14 protein-coding genes are annotated in these 18,214 nt (G+C 41.1%); 6 read left to right on the top strand and 8 right to left on the bottom strand.

Going from position 1 to position 18,214, the window contains the following annotated elements; translation table 11 throughout:
• The first annotated feature begins 40 nt into the window (after positions 1-40).
• Positions 41-2,227 (top strand): sodium-translocating pyrophosphatase, encoded by a 2,187-nt coding sequence (locus SKC35_RS03275; protein ID WP_377978038.1) that lies wholly within the window; start codon positions 41-43, stop codon positions 2,225-2,227.
• A gap of 84 nt (positions 2,228-2,311) precedes the next feature.
• Here the strand turns inward: SKC35_RS03275 and SKC35_RS03280 are convergent, their stop codons facing one another.
• From SKC35_RS03280 to SKC35_RS03290, 3 genes are all read right to left on the bottom strand, one after another.
• Complete coding sequence (locus tag SKC35_RS03280; protein WP_377978039.1) at positions 2,312-2,878, bottom strand: 50S ribosomal protein L25/general stress protein Ctc; 567 nt, start codon at positions 2,876-2,878, stop codon at positions 2,312-2,314.
• A 61-nt stretch (positions 2,879-2,939) separates the two neighbouring features.
• Positions 2,940-3,881 carry a ribose-phosphate pyrophosphokinase gene (locus tag SKC35_RS03285; protein WP_377978040.1) on the bottom strand — a complete coding sequence of 314 codons (942 nt, stop codon included), beginning with the start codon at positions 3,879-3,881 and terminating at the stop codon, positions 2,940-2,942.
• A gap of 65 nt (positions 3,882-3,946) precedes the next feature.
• Entirely contained in the window at positions 3,947-6,211 is a 2,265-nt protein-coding gene (locus SKC35_RS03290) for an aconitate hydratase (RefSeq protein ID WP_377978041.1), read from the bottom strand.
• Between the two features lie 179 nt (positions 6,212-6,390).
• Between SKC35_RS03290 and SKC35_RS03295 the strand changes: the two genes are divergently transcribed.
• The 3 genes from SKC35_RS03295 to SKC35_RS03305 all read left to right on the top strand — a co-directional run bounded on the left by SKC35_RS03295 (position 6,391) and on the right by SKC35_RS03305 (position 12,159).
• A complete protein-coding gene (locus SKC35_RS03295; protein WP_377978042.1) occupies positions 6,391-8,679 on the top strand; it encodes a DUF5686 family protein in 2,289 nt (762 codons plus the stop codon).
• A 95-nt stretch (positions 8,680-8,774) separates the two neighbouring features.
• Positions 8,775-11,264 carry a type I DNA topoisomerase gene (gene topA, locus SKC35_RS03300; protein ID WP_377978043.1) on the top strand — a complete coding sequence of 830 codons (2,490 nt, stop codon included), beginning with the start codon at positions 8,775-8,777 and terminating at the stop codon, positions 11,262-11,264.
• A gap of 4 nt (positions 11,265-11,268) precedes the next feature.
• Positions 11,269-12,159 carry a bifunctional 5,10-methylenetetrahydrofolate dehydrogenase/5,10-methenyltetrahydrofolate cyclohydrolase gene (locus SKC35_RS03305; protein ID WP_377978044.1) on the top strand — a complete coding sequence of 297 codons (891 nt, stop codon included), beginning with the start codon at positions 11,269-11,271 and terminating at the stop codon, positions 12,157-12,159.
• On the opposite strand, the gene SKC35_RS03310 is transcribed toward SKC35_RS03305, so the two are convergent.
• Genes SKC35_RS03310 through SKC35_RS03330 form a run of 5 tightly spaced genes read right to left on the bottom strand, consistent with a single transcriptional unit; the run spans position 12,156 to position 16,357 of the window.
• Positions 12,156-13,061, bottom strand: a complete 906-nt coding sequence (locus SKC35_RS03310; protein ID WP_377978045.1) for a class I SAM-dependent methyltransferase — start codon at positions 13,059-13,061, stop codon at positions 12,156-12,158. The genes SKC35_RS03305 and SKC35_RS03310 overlap by 4 nt on opposite strands.
• A gap of 3 nt (positions 13,062-13,064) precedes the next feature.
• Entirely contained in the window at positions 13,065-14,669 is a 1,605-nt protein-coding gene (locus SKC35_RS03315; RefSeq protein WP_377978046.1) for a hypothetical protein, read from the bottom strand.
• Positions 14,670-14,671: 2 nt separating this feature from the next.
• The gene (locus SKC35_RS03320) at positions 14,672-15,076 is read right to left on the bottom strand and encodes an EVE domain-containing protein (protein ID WP_377978047.1); all 405 of its coding nucleotides are present in this window, start codon (positions 15,074-15,076) and stop codon (positions 14,672-14,674) included.
• 2 nt (positions 15,077-15,078) lie between these two features.
• Positions 15,079-15,903, bottom strand: a complete 825-nt coding sequence (gene menB, locus SKC35_RS03325) for a 1,4-dihydroxy-2-naphthoyl-CoA synthase (protein WP_130896633.1) — start codon at positions 15,901-15,903, stop codon at positions 15,079-15,081.
• A gap of 7 nt (positions 15,904-15,910) precedes the next feature.
• Complete coding sequence (locus tag SKC35_RS03330) at positions 15,911-16,357, bottom strand: DUF2452 domain-containing protein (protein WP_223130595.1); 447 nt, start codon at positions 16,355-16,357, stop codon at positions 15,911-15,913.
• 85 nt (positions 16,358-16,442) lie between these two features.
• On the opposite strand from SKC35_RS03330, the gene SKC35_RS03335 reads away from it, so the two are divergent.
• Complete coding sequence (locus tag SKC35_RS03335; protein WP_377978048.1) at positions 16,443-17,453, top strand: AMP-binding protein; 1,011 nt, start codon at positions 16,443-16,445, stop codon at positions 17,451-17,453.
• Positions 17,454-18,212, top strand: a complete 759-nt coding sequence (locus tag SKC35_RS03340; RefSeq protein WP_377978049.1) for a hypothetical protein — start codon at positions 17,454-17,456, stop codon at positions 18,210-18,212.
• Positions 18,213-18,214: the final 2 nt, after the last annotated feature.

Here is an 18,214-nt window from a genome sequence, read left to right on the forward strand (position 1 = left end):
ATTGTGCTAAATTTTTTTGGAATAATCTAAATCAACCTTTATGAATCAAATTGTTTACTTAGTTCCTGCTTTTGGTTTAGTAGGATTGCTGTACACAGCGTGGAAGTTTAACTGGGTATCTAAACAGGATGCCGGTAATGAAAAAATGCAAGAGTTGGCTGGTTATATCGCAGATGGTGCGATTGCCTTCTTAAAAGCAGAATGGAAAATTTTAACATATTTCGCGATCCCAACCGCTATTTTATTAGCTTGGTTAGGTTCACAAGAGGGAACACCGGATAATCCGATTCACTCCTCCCCTCTAATTGCCGTAGCTTTTTTAATTGGTGCAGTTTTCTCTGCTACCGCAGGTTATATCGGTATGATCGTAGCTACAAAGGCGAACGTTCGTACGGCTGAAGCAGCTAGAACTTCTTTAGCGAAAGCCTTGAATGTTTCCTTCACTGGTGGATCCGTGATGGGAATGGGTGTAGCAGGTTTAGCTATCCTAGGTTTGGGCGGTTTATTTATTGCATTCTACCAAATCTTCGCACAAGGTCAAGCATTGACTTCAGTTGAGATGAAAACGGCGATCGAAGTATTAGCTGGTTTCTCTTTAGGAGCTGAGTCTATTGCTTTATTTGCTCGTGTAGGTGGAGGTATCTATACGAAAGCAGCTGACGTAGGGGCTGACTTAGTAGGTAAAGTAGAAGCAGGTATTCCTGAGGATGATGTGCGTAACCCTGCCACTATTGCTGATAACGTAGGTGATAACGTAGGTGACGTAGCAGGTATGGGAGCCGATTTATTTGGTTCTTATGTAGCGACTATCTTAGCGACTATGGTATTAGGTCAAGAAATTTCGGTAACAGATAATTACGGAGGTTTCTCTCCAGTCTTATTACCGATGTTAATTGCAGGTGTAGGTTTATTAGCTTCGTTAGTTTCTACTTTCTTTGTTCGTATCTCTAGCGAAACTTCATCCGTTCAAAATGCATTGAACGTAGGTAACTACACTTCTATCGCGATTACTTTTGTAACATCGTACTTCTTAGTAAAGAACATCTTACCAGAATATTTAACACTTCGTGGTACAACATTCACTTCAATGGATGTGTTTTATGCGATTATCGTCGGTTTAGTAGTAGGTACTTTAATGTCAATCATTACAGAATACTATACGGCTATGGGCAAGCGTCCAGTTGATTCAATCGTTCAAAAATCAGGTACTGGTCATGCGACTAACATCATTGGTGGTTTAGCGGTAGGTATGGAGTCTACGGTATTACCTATTCTAGTTTTAGCGGCTGGTATTATCGGTTCTTATCACTTTGCTGGTATTTATGGTGTTTCGATTGCTGCTGCAGGTATGATGGCTACTACGGCTATGCAATTAGCGATTGATGCCTTTGGACCTATTGCAGATAATGCAGGTGGTATCGCGGAAATGGCTCAATTGCCTTCTGAAGTGCGTGATCGTACAGATAATTTAGATGCGGTAGGAAATACTACGGCAGCAACGGGTAAAGGTTTTGCTATTGCTTCTGCTGCCTTGACTTCATTAGCTTTGTTTGCTGCCTTCGTAGGTATCGCAGGTATTAGCCACATCGATATTTATAAAGCAGATGTTTTAGCTGGTTTATTTGTAGGTGGAATGATTCCTTTCATTTTCTCTGCATTATGTATCTCAGCAGTAGGTAAAGCAGCTATGGAAATGGTGAACGAAGTTCGTCGTCAATTCCGCGAGATTCCAGGTATTATGGAATACAAAGCAAAACCAGAATACGAGAAGTGTGTAGCAATCTCTACTGAAGCCTCTATTCGCCAAATGATCCTTCCAGGTGCGATTGCCTTAACCGTTCCAGTTATCGTTGGTTTTACCATGGGACCAGAAGTATTAGGAGGTTTATTAGCGGGTGTAACCGTTTCAGGTGTATTGATGGGTATTTTCCAATCAAATGCAGGTGGTGCTTGGGATAACGCTAAGAAATCATTTGAGAAAGGGGTTTTAATCGACGGTCAAACGTATAAGAAAGGTTCAGAGCCACACAAAGCGGCTGTAACGGGTGATACCGTGGGTGATCCATTCAAAGATACATCAGGCCCTTCTATGAACATCTTGATTAAATTGATGTCCATTGTTTCTTTAGTGATTGCTCCTTACATTCACGTAGGAGATAACGATCACGCTTCTGCAACGAAGATGGAGAAAGCTCCTATCGTGAAAGCGATTGTGGCAAAGAAATAGTTTTCTATATCTATAGGCATTAAAAAAGCCCCGCATTTGCGGGGCTTTTTCTTTATCTATCAATCTGTGAATCCGTTTAAGAAATTAAGCGTTGATTTTACCTCTTAATGCTCTTGGGATATCGATTGTTGCTACAGGGTTAGACATTGGATTTAAGATCTCACATCCTTCCACTTGTAGTTTATTTACTTTAACAGTTTGACCTAAGTCTAAACCAGAAATATCAACTGTTACGAAATCAGGAATGTTTTCTGCTTGACCACGTAAAGTTACTTTACGTAATTTTTGCACCATTTTACCCCCTTTGATAACACCTGGAGAATTTCCAATTACTTTAATAGGCACAGCAATCTTGATTGCTTTTCCTTTTTGGATTTCTAAGAAGTCTACGTGGTAGATCATCTCATTTACTGGGTGGAACTGTGCATCTTGTAAGATCGCACGGTATTTCGTACCCTCAATGTTTAATTCAACTTCGTACACATCCGCTGAATATAATAATTCACGGAAAAGGATCATTGGAACAGCAAAGTGAACTTGCTCAGAACCACCGTATAATACACATGGTGCCATTGCTTCGTTACGTAAATCATTTGCGCTCTTCGTACCGAGATTCGCTCTTTTAAACCCTACAATCTCTAATTTTTTCATCTTGTTTTTGTTAATGCTTCTAGTCTTTCGCACATTGGCTATCCCCTAGAAACGGTTGAAATTAATATTTAATAAATAATGAACTGATAGATTCGTGATCACGGATACGACCAATCGCTTTGGCAAAAAGCTCAGCGACTGAAAGTACCTTTATTTTGTCACACGTTTGTTTCTGAGGAATCGTATCTGTTACTAATAACTCTGTCAAAACAGAATTAGAAATGTTCTCATACGCCTTTCCTGATAAAACCGGGTGGGTGACAACCGCCCTTACTGAATTAGCTCCTTTGTCCATAATTAATTGAGCCGCTTTGCACAAAGTGCCACCGGTATCAATTAAGTCATCGACTAAGACTACATCTGCCCCTTTTACGTCTCCAATTAATTGCATCGAAGCAATTTCATTAGCACGTTTACGGTGCTTATCGCAAATAACCATCTCCGCATTGAAGAATTTGGCCATATTACGCGTACGAACAACGCCTCCCACATCGGGTGATGCGAATAGGATGTTCTCTAAATTTAATGATTTCAAATACGGAACGAAGATGGCATTTCCTTCCAAGTGATCTACTGGGAAGTCCATGAAGCCTTGAATTTGACCAGCGTGTAAGTCTATCGTCATTAAACGATCAGCCCCAGCTGCTGTCAATAAATTACCAATTAATTTCGCTCCAATTCCTACACGTGGGCGATCTTTACGATCTTGACGTGAATAACCAAAATACGGGATAACAGCAGTCACATAGTGAGCTGACGCACGTCTAGCGGCATCAATCATCAATAATAACTCCATTAAATTATCCGCCGTAGGGAATGTAGACTGAATAATAAAAACATCGCAACCACGAACTGATTCATCAAAACTAGGTGACATTTCACCGTCTGAGAACTTTAAAGTGGTTACAGCGCCCAAATCTTTTCCATAATACTTAGCAATATCCTTTGCTAAATAATTAGATGCAGAACCAGAAAATATTTTAACTGCGTTAATCGCTGCCATGGGATTGTTAGGGCTTATTTTTTATAATAAGGGGCAAAATTAAGCAATTTTGCCCCTATTTCAAATTATTTTACAGATGCACGGATGATGTTTAAGGCACCACCTGCTTTGAACCATTCGATTTGTTGCTCATTGTACGTGTGGTTCACAGCAAAACTATCTGAGCTACCATCCGCGTGAACTAACTCAATCGTCAATGATTTTTCAGGAGCAAAGCTTCCTAAACCTACAATGTTGATTGAATCATCCTCTTGGATTTTATCGTAATCAGCTTCGTTTGCGAAAGTCAAGGCTAACATCCCTTGTTTCTTCAAGTTAGTTTCGTGAATACGAGCGAATGACTTCACTAAAACGGCACGAACACCTAAGTGACGTGGCTCCATCGCTGCGTGCTCACGAGATGATCCTTCTCCGTAGTTTGTATCTCCTACTACGATAGTTCCTACACCAGCTGCTTTGTAAGCACGCTGAGTAGCAGGAACTGGACCATATTCACCTGTTAATGCATTCTTCACGTTGTCCGTCTTCTCATTATAGAAGTTCACCGCTCCGATTAACATGTTATTCGAGATGTTATCTAAGTGACCACGGTATTTCAACCAAGGACCTGCCATCGAGATGTGATCCGTAGTACATTTACCTTTGGCCTTAATTAACAATTTCAAACCTTTCAAGTCAGAACCTTCCCATGCTGCGAAGGGATCTAATAATTGTAAACGATCTGACGTAACAGAAACTTTCACTTGAACGCCTGAACCATCGGCTGCAGGAGCTTGATAGCCCGCATCTTCCGCAGCGAAACCTAATTTAGGTAATTCGTCTCCCGTAGGTGCGTCTAATTTTACTTGTTCTCCTTTTTCGTTTGTTAACGTATCTGTTAATGGATTAAAGGTTAAATCACCCGCAATCGCTAATGCAGTCACCATTTCTGGTGAAGCTACGAAAGCAAACGTATTAGGGTTACCATCTGCACGTTTTGCAAAGTTTCTGTTAAAAGAGTGAACGATGGTGTTCTTCTCCCCTTTTTCTGCACCTGGACGAGCCCATTGGCCAATACAAGGTCCACAAGCATTCGAGAATACCGTAGCTCCGATAGAATCAAATGTCGAAATGAAACCATCACGCTCGATGGTGTAACGAACTAATTCAGAACCAGGTGTGATGGTGAATTGTGCTTTCGTCTTCAATCCTTTCGCAGCTACTTGCTTCGCTAAAGAAGCTGCACGTGCGATATCTTCATAAGAAGAGTTAGTACAAGAACCGATTAGTCCTACTTCGATTTTTGTAGGCCAGCCGTTTTTCTCCGCCATTTCTTTCATTTTAGAGATAGGCGTTGCTAAATCTGGAGTGAAAGGACCATTTAAATAAGGCTCTAATGTATCTAAATCAATTTCGATAACTTGATCAAAGTATTTCTCCGGGTGAGCATACACTTCTGGATCAGCCGTTAAGTGTTCCTTAACGCCATTCGCTAAAGCAGCGACATCAGCACGTCCAGTCGACTCTAAGTAACGCGCCATAGAAGCATCGTAACCGAAAGTAGACGTCGTAGCACCGATCTCAGCACCCATGTTACAAATCGTTCCTTTACCAGTACATGACATAGAAGTTGCACCTTCGCCAAAATACTCAACGACCGCACCCGTTCCACCTTTTACCGTTAGGATACCTGCTACTTTAAGGATTACGTCTTTAGGAGACGTCCAACCGTTTAATTTACCAGTTAACTTAACACCAATTAGTTTCGGGAACTTCAATTCCCAAGCTAAACCTGCCATGACATCGCAAGCATCTGCTCCACCTACACCGATGGCGATCATACCAAGACCACCCGCGTTAACCGTGTGTGAATCCGTTCCGATCATCATTCCGCCTGGGAAAGCATAGTTTTCTAAAACTACTTGGTGAATAATACCTGCACCTGGTTTCCAGAAACCGATACCATATTTGTCTGAAACAGACGATAAGAAGTCATAAACCTCTTTATTTTTATCCACTGCTACTTTTAAATCCGTAGTAGAGGCTACTTTTGCTTCAATTAAGTGATCACAATGCACGGTAGATGGAACGGCCACTTGTGGGCGTCCAGCTTGCATGAATTGTAATAAGGCCATTTGAGCGGTTGCATCTTGCATGGCCACACGGTCTGGTGCAAAATCAACATAAGAAGCTCCTCTTGCATAAGCAGCAGAGGCTGTACCTTCCCATAAATGGCTATAAAGAATTTTTTCAGTTAACGTAAGCGGTTTACCTGTTAACGCACGAGCCGCAGCAATGCGAGCCGGCATGCGATCGTAAACAGCTTTAATCATTTCAATGTCAAAGGCCATGGTAAAAGTGTTTGGTAAAAAATGTTCACAAAATTAATAGATTAGCTTCAATTTTGCCACTATTTTATGAGAACATTTCCTTTGTTAGGGAATTATTAGGAACTTTGTTTTATTGCTTGATTTAACCTATTTATAATAGAACTATTTGAACATTTTAAGATCCAGATCGCTTGAACTATTTGAAAATATTGCTTTTGATTGGATGTTTTTTTCATTTTGTTCCAAATGAAAGTCAAGCGCAATCCCTCTCTCCTGCTTCCATACTAGATAAAGCTTTGAGTTCCGCTGAGGAACATGGCAAGTCCATTGGTTCATTTAAGATGCGGGTTAAGGTGCAAGAAAAGGCACGATTTAATCAGGTTATTGGTATTGCTCGCAAGAGATTAGCTGCGAAAGAAGGTATTCAAATGGGGCAATGGTATGGGAATCAAACCATATCTGAAGTACAGGTGGGACATTTGAACCAATTAATCCACGGCATTGAATCTGTTCAGACTTTTCATAAGAAGTATACGAAACCCACGCTTTTTCTTTGGCCAGATTTTTACCAAGATTATGTGGGAACTTCCTGCGTCTCACCTTTGAGTTATCAAGCGAAATCCTACTACCATTTTAATTTTAAAGGAGACACCTTAGTCGAAGGTAAAGCTTGCTATCAATTTCAAGTAGAGCCTAAAATACGTCGCGACCGTTTATTTAAGGGAACATTGACCTTAGATGAAGCGGGTTGGATTGTGCGATTTGAAGGGGCTGTATTTGCTGATGCGATTGATTATTTATTTGATTTGCAGCACCAAGGCTTTCAAGGAAAATGGATCCCTAAAAAGGGTCAAATTCGACTCTTAGCAGGTTTATTGGGGAGTGATGGGGAATATGTTTGGGATCAAGAAACGATAGGTAAACCTGCAGAATGGAAATTTGAAGCTAGTCTATTTGAAGAGCCCAAAAATGCAAAAGAAACTTTAAACATTTCGGCAGTAGCTTTTGATGAGACGTTTGCGAACCAGTTTTTGACCAATTTGCATGGTTCCTTATTGCGTAAATGGAAACAGCGACCTACGTCTAATTTAGTGATGATTGATTCAGTCTATTACAAATCGGCTGAAACAAATACAGGATTGAATCCCGCATTTTTCACAGAGGTTCCGGGAATGAAGAACCGAGAGGTAGTGATTGATAGTTTTAAAGTAACACCATTTAATCCATCTCAGTTAATTTTGAGTAAGTCCTTTTATTTCGGGGAATTCAAGCGTGATTTTTATCCATTTGAGATCTATTATAAATCCCCGGTTTTTGATTCTAATTTTAATACAGTAGAAGGATTTGTAGCTAACTCTGGTTTAGTTTTCAGAAAGCGTTGGTCTCGTTACCATATGTTAGAGGCAGAAGTTTTAGGGCGGAGAGCTTTTGGCATAAACCGTAATTCTGGTCTGGTTAGATTACGCTATCGAGGTGATTCTTTCGATTTAGCCCTGACTAATGGTGATTATGTGGCGCAATATAATCCGGAGAATACGATTTCTCCTGAGATGAATTCACTATCTACGCTATTGTTAAAAAACAATCAAATGAAGATTTATCGGTCAAAATTCACTTCCTTGAATTTTACCAAACGGTTTTCTGCACGCTTCTTTTTGAAATCGTTAATCGAATATTCGGAACGTTCACAGATGGATAACACAACGGATTATTATTGGATTAACTTCTTGAATCGCGACTTTAAGCCAAATAATCCGACGAATTCAGAGTATACCCAGGAAGGATTTGCGACTCATCAATCCTTTATAACTCAGTTACAAGTTGGTTTTAGGCCCTTTTTGACTCAAAGTTACAGAGCCAACAGACGTCTGACAGATTGGGGATCCTCTCCCCTGTTGTTAGCGAAATACCGTGCGGGTTGGAAAGACGTGGGTGGGTCCTCGACTGATTTTAATCAAGTTGAATTGTCGTATCTGCACAATATAGAAGTGAATCCGTGGATTAAGATGGGGCTTTTAATCAATGCGGGGACGTTTATTGGAAATAAACCGACCTATTTTATTGATTACAAACATTACAACGGGAGTCTAAACTTGATTCAGGCGGGTGAAATGCTGGCCTCTGAGCGTTTAATTGGTTATTACCAAAACTTTACTTCTGGTACGAATCAGCGATTGAATGTGAATCATTATGCTAATTCTACGGCTGGAACTTATGTCGAAGCATTGAGCTTCTTTCAGTTTTCTAATCTATGGTTAAAGCCTTTATTAGGCATGAAAAAGCTCTATGTAAAGGAAGTCTTGATCGCCAATGCGAATTATGTCCAGAATCAAAATTTACTCTATAACGAACTAGGTTACGGACTTGATGGCGTGTTTAAAGTCTTTCGATTAGAGGCGATTGCTAACTTCATTAATGGTCAATTTAGTTACATCGGATTTCGGGTGAATATCAATTCACGAATTCGCATCGGAAATATCCCAGAATAATTTTTTTTAGCTTTTCGGCGAATTTTGCCCCTTTGTTAAATTTAGAGCCCTTATATTTGAGGTCATTTTAAGAATTTCATTTTTTAACCAACACAATGGCAAAAAATTTAGTCATCGTTGAGTCTCCTGCGAAAGCGAAGACCATAGAAGGATATTTGGGAAAGGATTTCGTGGTGAAGTCTTCTTTTGGTCACGTACGTGATTTGCCTATCAAGGGAGATAAGGCCATTGATGTGGATAATGACTTCGCTCCCACCTATGTGGTGTCTGCGGACAAGACCAAAGTCATTTCTGAGTTAAAAAGTCTAGCGAAATCATCTGAGGAAGTTTGGTTAGCAACGGATGATGACCGCGAAGGAGAAGCGATTTCGTGGCATTTAAAAGAGGCATTAGGATTAAAAGATAACGCGAAACGCATTGTTTTCCGCGAAATTACGAAGCCTGCTATCTTACAAGCCATCACGCAGCCACGTACCATTGATATGGATTTAGTGAATGCGCAGCAGGCTCGTCGGATTATGGATCGTTTGATTGGATTCGAATTATCTCCGGTGCTTTGGTCTAAAGTGCAGAAAGGTTTATCTGCCGGCCGTGTACAATCTGTGGCTGTTCGCTTAATCGTAGAGCGTGAGCGTGAAATCGAAAATCACGAGGCGGTGGCTACCTTTAAAGTAGTCGCTCATTTTGATCTTCCAGGTAGGAAAGTATTGAAAGCTGAATTATCGAAGGCTTTTGCCAAAGAAAATGACGCATTAGACTTCTTAAAAAAATGTGTAGGCGCTGCGTTTAGCATCAAAAGCTTAGAAACGAAACCGGCGAAAAAATCCCCAGCTCCTCCTTTTACTACTTCTACTTTGCAACAAGAGGCTTCTCGTAAATTAGGTTTTGCGGTAGCTACGACGATGTCAGTCGCTCAAAAACTCTACGAATCAGGTCGCATTACCTATATGCGTACCGATTCTACGATGTTATCGCAAGAAGCGCGTGATAAGGCGAAAGCGGAAATTGAATCAGCTTATGGCGCTAAATTCCACTATAGCCGTCAATTTAAAACCAAATCAGAAAGTGCGCAAGAGGCTCACGAAGCCATCCGTCCAACGGATTTTGCGAACCATAGCATCACAGGTGATGCGCGCGAGAAGCGCTTATATGAGTTAATTTGGAAGCGTGCGATTGCGTCTCAAATGGCAGATGCCTTAATTGAGCGAACGACCGCTTTGATCGATATTTCAACCACTCCTGAGCTTCTATCTGCCCAAGGAGAAGTGATTGCTTTTGAAGGTTTCTTGAAGGCCTATTTAGAAGGGAAAGATGACGAGGATGAGGATGAGAACAAAGATATGTTGCCTCCTTTGAACGTCGGTCAAGTATTAGAATTAGACGAAATGAAAGCCCAAGAGCGTTTCACGAGAGCCGCCCCACGTTATACGGAGGCGAGTTTAGTGAAGGCTTTGGAAGAAAAAGGCATCGGTCGTCCTTCGACTTATGCTCCTACGATTTCGACTATCATTAAGCGTGCCTATGTCGTGAAAGAAGATCGTCCGGGTAGAGAACGTGAATTCCAAACTTGGGTACTTTCGAACAACGAAATTGCTGGGAATAAGGCAACGGAGACGGTGGGTACAGAAAAAGCGAAATTATTTCCTACGCACATCGGAACTCTCGTAACGGATTTCTTAGTTGAGAACTTTGAAAACGTGGTCGATTATACGTTTACCGCGGAAATGGAGGATGAATTTGATAACATCGCCAAAGGTAAATTAGAGTGGACCGTTTTGATGAAGAACTTCTATAAGTCTTTCCATCAAACGATTGAAGATTCTAAGTCTATCAACCGCAGTTCTGTGGGAGGTGGACGAGAATTAGGCGTAGATCCGAAGACGGGACGATTAGTTTCGGTTCGTTTAGGAAAATTTGGTCCCTTTGTACAGTTAGGTGAATCTTCTGAGGAAGAAAAGCCAGTCTTTGCGAATTTAACGAAGACGCAAGCAGTAAGTACATTGACTTTTGAAGAAGCTTTGGCCTTATTAGAACGCCCTAAATTACCTCGCGAAGTAGGTATTCACAACGATATGCCAGTGATTATCGGTGCTGGAAAATTAGGTCCTTATATTAAATATGATGGTAAGTTTACGAGTTTGCCAGATACCCACGATCCGTTCACGATTGAAATGGATCAAGCGATTGCCGTGATTGCCCAAGCCTTGAAGGATGCAGAAGCTGGTGGTTTAGGATACTTTGAAGATTCATTGATTGAGACGGGCAAAGGCCGTTTTGGTCCCTATGTGAAACACAATGGCAAATACTATTCTTTAGCTAAAACGGATAATTTAGCTACCATTGATCAAGCTCGTGCGATTGAATTAATCGAAGCGAAGCGTAAAGTGGAAGCGAATAAATTCATTAAGGAATTTGCCGAAAATGAAACGGTTAAAGTGGTAAACGGTATGTACGGGCCTTATATTCAAATCGGTAAACGCAACGTGAAAATCCCTAAAGGAACTGAACCAGCCGATTTAACATTAGAGGAGTGTTTAGCTCTTGGCGACGCGGCTCCTGCACCTAAGAAAGCACGAAAAAAATAAGCATATGAGTCAGATTATTGATGGAAAAATGGTCGCTGAAACGATGAAAGTCGCGATCGGTGAAGAAGTAAAACAAATGGTCGCAGCGGGCCAAAAAGCTCCTCATTTAGTGGCCATCCTCGTAGGAAATAACGGCGCATCTGAGACCTATGTAGCGAATAAAGTGAAGTCTTGTGAGGAATTAGGCTTTGCCTCTACCCTCTTGCGTTTTGACCCTTCGATCTCTGAAGCTGATTTGTTAGCGGAAGTACAAAAAGTGAATGACAATCCGGACATGGATGGCTTAATCGTTCAATTACCACTTCCAAAGCACATTAATCCAGATAAAGTGATGGAAACGATTCATCCGTCTAAGGATGTTGATGGTTTCCACCCGATCAATATTGGTCGTATGGCCAAAGGTTTACCAGCTTACATCTCCGCTACTCCACAAGGGGTATTGGATTTATTAGCCTATTACAAAATAGAAACGGCTGGAAAACACTGTGTGGTAGTAGGTCGCTCTCAAATCGTCGGTTTACCCATGTCCATCTTAATGCAGCGCAATCACCCGGTGGGTAACTGCACGGTTACCTTAACGCATTCTAGAACGACTAATTTAGCAGAAATTTGTTCTCAAGGGGATATTGTTATTGCGGCATTGGGTATACCAGAGTTTATTAAGTCTGCTCACATTAAACCAGGTGCCGTTGTGATCGACGTAGGTTTAACGCGAGTAGAAGACGCGACAAAGAAATCAGGCTTTGCTTTAAAAGGCGATGTGGATTTCGATGACGTAGCCCCTAAATGTTCTTACATCACTCCTGTACCCAAAGGTGTAGGTCCGATGACCATCGTATCTTTGATGAAAAACACGCTTCTAGCTGCTAAAGGCGTGATTTATCCGAAAAACTAAGACTGATATAGATATCGATAAAAGACTCCTAAGGGGAGTTTTTTATCGTATTCATCATTCAAATAGATCTCTCCTGATTCTGCCTTTTCTGGTACATTGAAAATACCCTTCATTAAGTTTTCAACAACCAAGGTTGAGAAGCCTAAGGAATAGACATTCGTTAAAAGGATGTGTTCTTTCGGATCTAATATCTCCTTCACAGATCGTAACATATCATCGATTTGCTCTTCTAGTACCCATTTTTCCCCTTCAGGACCGCGTCCGTAGGCTGGAGGATCTAACAGGATACCTTGGTAGAAATTTCCTCGTCTGGCTTCGCGTTTGACGAATTTAAGTGCATCTTCTGCCATCCAACGGATATTGTCAAGCTTGGAGACTTCCATATTCTCTCTCGCCCAGGATAAAACGGGTTTTACCGAATCCACGTGTGTGACATCGGCACCTACCTGCTTACAGGCTAAACTAGCACCACCCGTATAGGCGAATAAGTTTAAGATTTTAGGTTTAGGTGTTTTTAACAAAGGAATGTTTTTTGCCAAAAACTCCCAGTTCGACGCTTGCTCTGGAAATATACCCACGTGCTTGAAGGAGGATAAAGAAATCTTGAAATTCAAATCCAAAGTCTCTGATTGATACGGCATAAACCATTTATCCGGTACGCCTTTCTTTACTTCCCAAACACCCCTTTCATTGCTTCCCTTTTCTTTTTTGAAATAAGCATTCGCCTTACTTACCCAGAATTCTTCCGAAAGAGATTTTTGCCAAACAGCCTGCGGCTCTGGACGTCTCACCACAAAAGCCCCAAATTGCTCGAGCTTTTCGAACCCACCGGAGTCAATTAATTCGTAGTTTTTACCCCAAAATGCGGGAGTTTCAATGGCAATAGAAGCTGAATTTTTCAAATTTTAGGGGTTCAATGGGATTTTAGTTAGGAAATACACGGAGCGTCTTCCTTCCTCTGAATTGTTAATGGTTTGGTTGCCTGAAGCAATAAAGTTATTGCTGTACCAATAATTAAGATCTGATTTTTCTTGACGGCGGATTTTATCGCCTTCATTTTGTGTACTTAATTCCTGTATTTTTTCATCGCCAGATTGACCTTGTGCGCTGATGTATTTAGAGATGATGTTGTTCCCTCTTTGGTAAGATAAAGTCAACATATCTCCATGAAGAGAAGTCTTTATTTTTTGAATCAACTTATCCTCTTTGATGTTATTCAAATCGATTGACTGATCCCACAATACGTTACCTTTTTCATCTAATTCTGCGATGACTGCATGGGTATAAATCCATCCATCAAATTGCTGTGAATTACTATAAGAATTGTATCCTCTGTATCCCCAAGGGCTATAATAGCTCGAAAATGGCGAATACAATCCGTAATTTCCATAGCCCCAACGGTAGGGATTATAGAGCATATTCCAAGGAGAATAGAGTCCGCCACCTAGCATTCCTAAGGTTCCACCAAAAGGAGAATAATTCACATATTTATAATCCGGATAAAAGGCTTCCGCTACGACGATATAATGGTCTCCTTTTTTAATGATTTCGTGCATTAATAAGCGATAATCCAATCGAAGCTCCTCCCCTTTTTCTTCTTTCGATTTAATCTTTTTCTCTTGTTTATTCTTCTGCTTTTCACCTAAGAAATTAAAGAAGTTCGTAAACTGGGTGAAACTAGTAAACTTAGATTCCTGTAAATCGCCATCTAAATAAGAACTGAAATACAATCCTTGAGAACTTGGCCCTTTAGAGGAACCGATGGTATTTTTGTGCCCATAGGTGCCCACCACGATTTGTAATGAATCATTTAATTGAGTCGATTTAGCATTCATTTGGGCGAATTCGTCTGTTGGATTCATCGTAATCTGTCCTAATTGATTCCCATCTTCATCAAATGACTTTAATAGCAATTGAAAGTTCTTTGCTTTTTTGCCTACCGAATACACCACATTGATTTGCTGCTGTGTTGTATCTAAATCCATCGACTGGATTTCCGCTTGACCATTCACAACGGCTGGAAGAATGCGGGTTCTTTTCTCGCTCAAATTGGTGAAAAGAATGACAGGCGTATTATTGACGATTCCTCCAATAAATAGAGATTGATTCAGTGCCTTAAAGTTCGAAATCTCCATTTTTTCGACGGAGAAAATTTGGAATTTTTCTATTTTTCCGTCGGTCGGGTTAACACGGACAATGTAATAATTATTGCTTTTAAAGCGACTGAACAATAAATAAAGGCGATTTCCGTCATAACAATGTGTGACAAAATCAAGATTGCCTTCTATACTTCCCTGGTTCGTCCAAACTTGTTCTAGATTCGTATTAAACTTGCGAATATTGAATTCTGATTTGCCTAATTGTGTTAACACGATGACCCCTTTTTCCCCTAAAGGAATGGAAAAGGTTTCTAGCTGTCCTGCTGTGGGGATTTCAATTCGCTTCATTTCTTGAGCGAATACAGTTAAAGTGCAAAGTGTTAAGGCAATAAGTAGGCGGATCGATTTCATCTTTATTCAGCTAGGCTTAAAATAATATCGAATTCTGCTTTTGCGACGGGCGTTACGGATAAACGAGATTGTTTGATGAGTGCTAGACCGGATAAGCGATCGTCAGCTTTCATCGTTTTCAACGTAACGGTTTTAGCGAATTTTTTAATAGGAATTAATTCTACTACTACCCAGCGCGGATCTTCCGTGGTGGGGTCAGGAAAATGTTCCTTTTGTACTTCTGCTAAACCCACGACCTCCATACCTTCGTTTGAATGGTAAAAAAAGACCCAATCGCCTTTTTTCATCGCCATCATATTATTCCGAGCTTGGTAATTACGCACGCCATCCCAAACAGATTTCCCCTCTTTAACGAAATCATCCCAAGAATATTTGAACGGTTCAGATTTAACTAACCAATAATTCATATTTAGGGGAATTTAGGGAATTTAGAGAAGTCTGGTTTACGCTTTTCGAGGAAGGCATTCTTCCCTTCTTTGGCCTCATCTGATAAATAATACAAGAGTGTCGCGTTACCGGCTAATTCTTGAATACCCGCCTGACCGTCTAATTCCGCGTTGAACGCAGATTTCAACATGCGAAGCGCTAAAGGACTTTTTTCCAAAATCTTCTCACACCACTCCACCGTCGTTTTTTCCAAGTCTTCTAAAGGAACTACTTTATTCACTAATCCCATTTGAAGCGCGTCTGACGCGTCATATTGATCACAAAGTAACCAGATTTCTCTTGCTTTCTTTTGACCTACGACACGTGCTAAATAAGAAGCACCAAAACCTCCATCAAAAGAACCTACATTAGGTCCTGTTTGTCCGAAACGGGCATTTTCTGCCGCAATGGATAAATCGCAGATGACGTGTAAAACGTGACCACCACCAATCGCCCAGCCAGCCACCATGGCCACTACGGGCTTAGGAATCGTTCTGATTTGACGTTGAAGATCTAATACATTTAAGCGTGGGACCGCATCTTTTCCGACATATCCACCATCTCCGCGAACGCTTTGATCGCCACCAGAACAGAAGGCTTTGCCTCCCTCTCCTGTTAAAATAATCACACCTACACGCGTATCTTGACGCGCTAACTCCATCGCTTCAGACATCTCTTGTACCGTTAATGGCGTAAATGCGTTGTGTTTGTGTGGGCGATTAATAGAGATTTTAGCAATTCCATTATAGAATTGAAATAAGATATCCTCGTAGGTTTTGATGGTTTCCCAAGGGAATGATGAAATCATAAATGTATTAGTTAGATTCGTTGTATTCTACCTCCCACGTGTGGTCGGCTAATAATGTTACTTTGGCTAAAAAGCGGCTATATTTGAACGACCGGCCCCATTCTTCTGGTGCTACCAGAGAAAGCAAGTCTGCTCCATTCTCCTTTTCGTACAAATAATAGGTCTCGCTAATGATCGGCTCGAAGCCCATGGCAGCATCATAAATGCGCTCGGATATTTCTTTTCGGTCAGCTAATAATTTCGCTTGCCGTGCCAAAACCTCCATTTGTTCATACAACTGGTTCATTTGGCGATCCGTTTGCTGGCGCATGGCTAGCATAGAACGTCCTTTCACCTTACCCATGTCGTCCGGTTTAATAACCGCTCCTCCTGCTGTATGAGCATACGGTAGTAAACCAGGATTTTCGGCTACTTTATCAGGATTGATGGGATTAAAAAATGCTTCTTCTGACATAAATGGGGCTTGCTAAAGGGTGTACCTTTATTAACCTACGAAATTAGAGAATGTTTGGTTAATTTTGGAAAGATTCTCTAATTATATGCGCCACCTGGCTTCACTCTTCTTGGATTTCCCTGTTGCTGAAACAGAATTTGAGCGACAAGTCTTTGCCTTTTGCCAGGCATGGCGCGCTGGTCAAACGGAATTCACCTTTCATACGTCGGGTTCTACGGGAGAACCTAAAGCCCTAGTTATTTCAAGGGAACGATTCTATTTTTCTGCGAAAATGACCGGAGATTGGTTGAAATTAGAGAAAGGTGATGTCGCATTATTATCCCTTCCTCCTACCTATATAGCTGGCGCGATGGTATTAGTACGTGCTTTAGTACACGATTTAGCATTGATTTTAGTCGAACCTTGCCAAAACCCCTTAAGCCAAATTCCTCCCCAAGACATTCATTTAGCGTCATTTGTGCCTACTCAGTGGGCGACAATGATAGAATCCGGAGTACAGCTCACTGATTATTTTCAACGAGCAAAAGGTATTCTCTTAGGAGGTGCATCTGTCTCAGATAGCTTGCGAAAAGACTACGGTTTTCCTGTTTATGAAACCTATGGTATGACAGAAACGGTTTCCCATATTGCCTATCGGACTTGGAATCAGTCTTATTTTCACACATTGCCGGGTGTCCAAATAGGTCAGAATGACGACGATTGTTTATTGATTTGTGCTCTGGTGACCGAAAGCAAATGGATGGAGACAAGGGATGTGGTTGAACTGGTGGCAGAGGGTCAATTTGTCTTAAAAGGACGTTTAGATCGCGTCATTAATTCCGGAGGTATCAAGTTACAGCCAGAGAAAATAGAACGGGTGTATCGTTCTTTGACCTCCTTGCCCCTGTTTGTAGCAGGAATCCCTGATGCTTTTTGGGGAAATAAATTGGTTTTGTTTTTGGAATCCTCCATGCCTATGTCATTTTCTGTAGAGCCGGGGCTGCTCAGTTCTGCAGAGATTCCCAAAGAAATCATTTGCCTTCCTTCTTTTATTAAAACCGCGAGTGCTAAAATTGATACGGCGAAAACCGTAGCTTTGTATCTTAATTCCCTTTAGATGAACCCGAATAAATTATCCCGCAGCTTCAAGCTATTCTATGAGTCGCCCATTAATGTGCCAGCGCCTTACCATTTAGAAGCTGTATTTTCTTTTTTGCAATTTGATACTGACAAGCCCTCGGTGGCGATTGAAATTCAATACATTGATCGCTCGGATTTTTCGCGCGAAGAATTAATTGCGGATGGTTTAGTGCCTGATGATAGCTGGACTTATGAAGGTGAATTGCCTTTGGTTTGGCGAGATCGTTTGATGTCTGCTTTCCAAGAATATGTGACAGGATCTTGCTCCCCTAAAGACCAGGAGCCTTTTATTACACTGGAAGCGAATGACACAACACCCAACGTGCCCTTGTATTTAGAGCCTCAGGAATCGTTAATTCAAGAATTCATGCAAGCGATGTTCGAAATCGATGGTCGCGAATTACCCCTTTATTTAGGATTTCAATTTATGGATCGCAAAGGTAATTGGCGCAAAATCGAAGGAGAAATGTCTTTTGCCTCCTTGAGTTTTACGTATCAAGACAGCGAAGAAGGACAGAAAACGTTTGCTAATTGGGATGAATTACAAGATTTAATGAACCACGTATTTATCGCAGAATTTTCTGCAGATAAGGCAAATCAGAACTGTAAAACCGCTAGTTTAGCCGTATATCCTGGAGATGGTTTGTGGTATGTGGCGGGTCATTCACTGCGTAAACCGAGTGGAAACAATTATTATTTTGACGAGTTAGAAGAGAAATTACAGTTCATTTTTTAGCT

The sequence above is a fragment of the Aquirufa originis genome (genome assembly GCF_042714495.1).
GTDB lineage: Bacteria > Bacteroidota > Bacteroidia > Cytophagales > Spirosomataceae > Aquirufa > Aquirufa originis.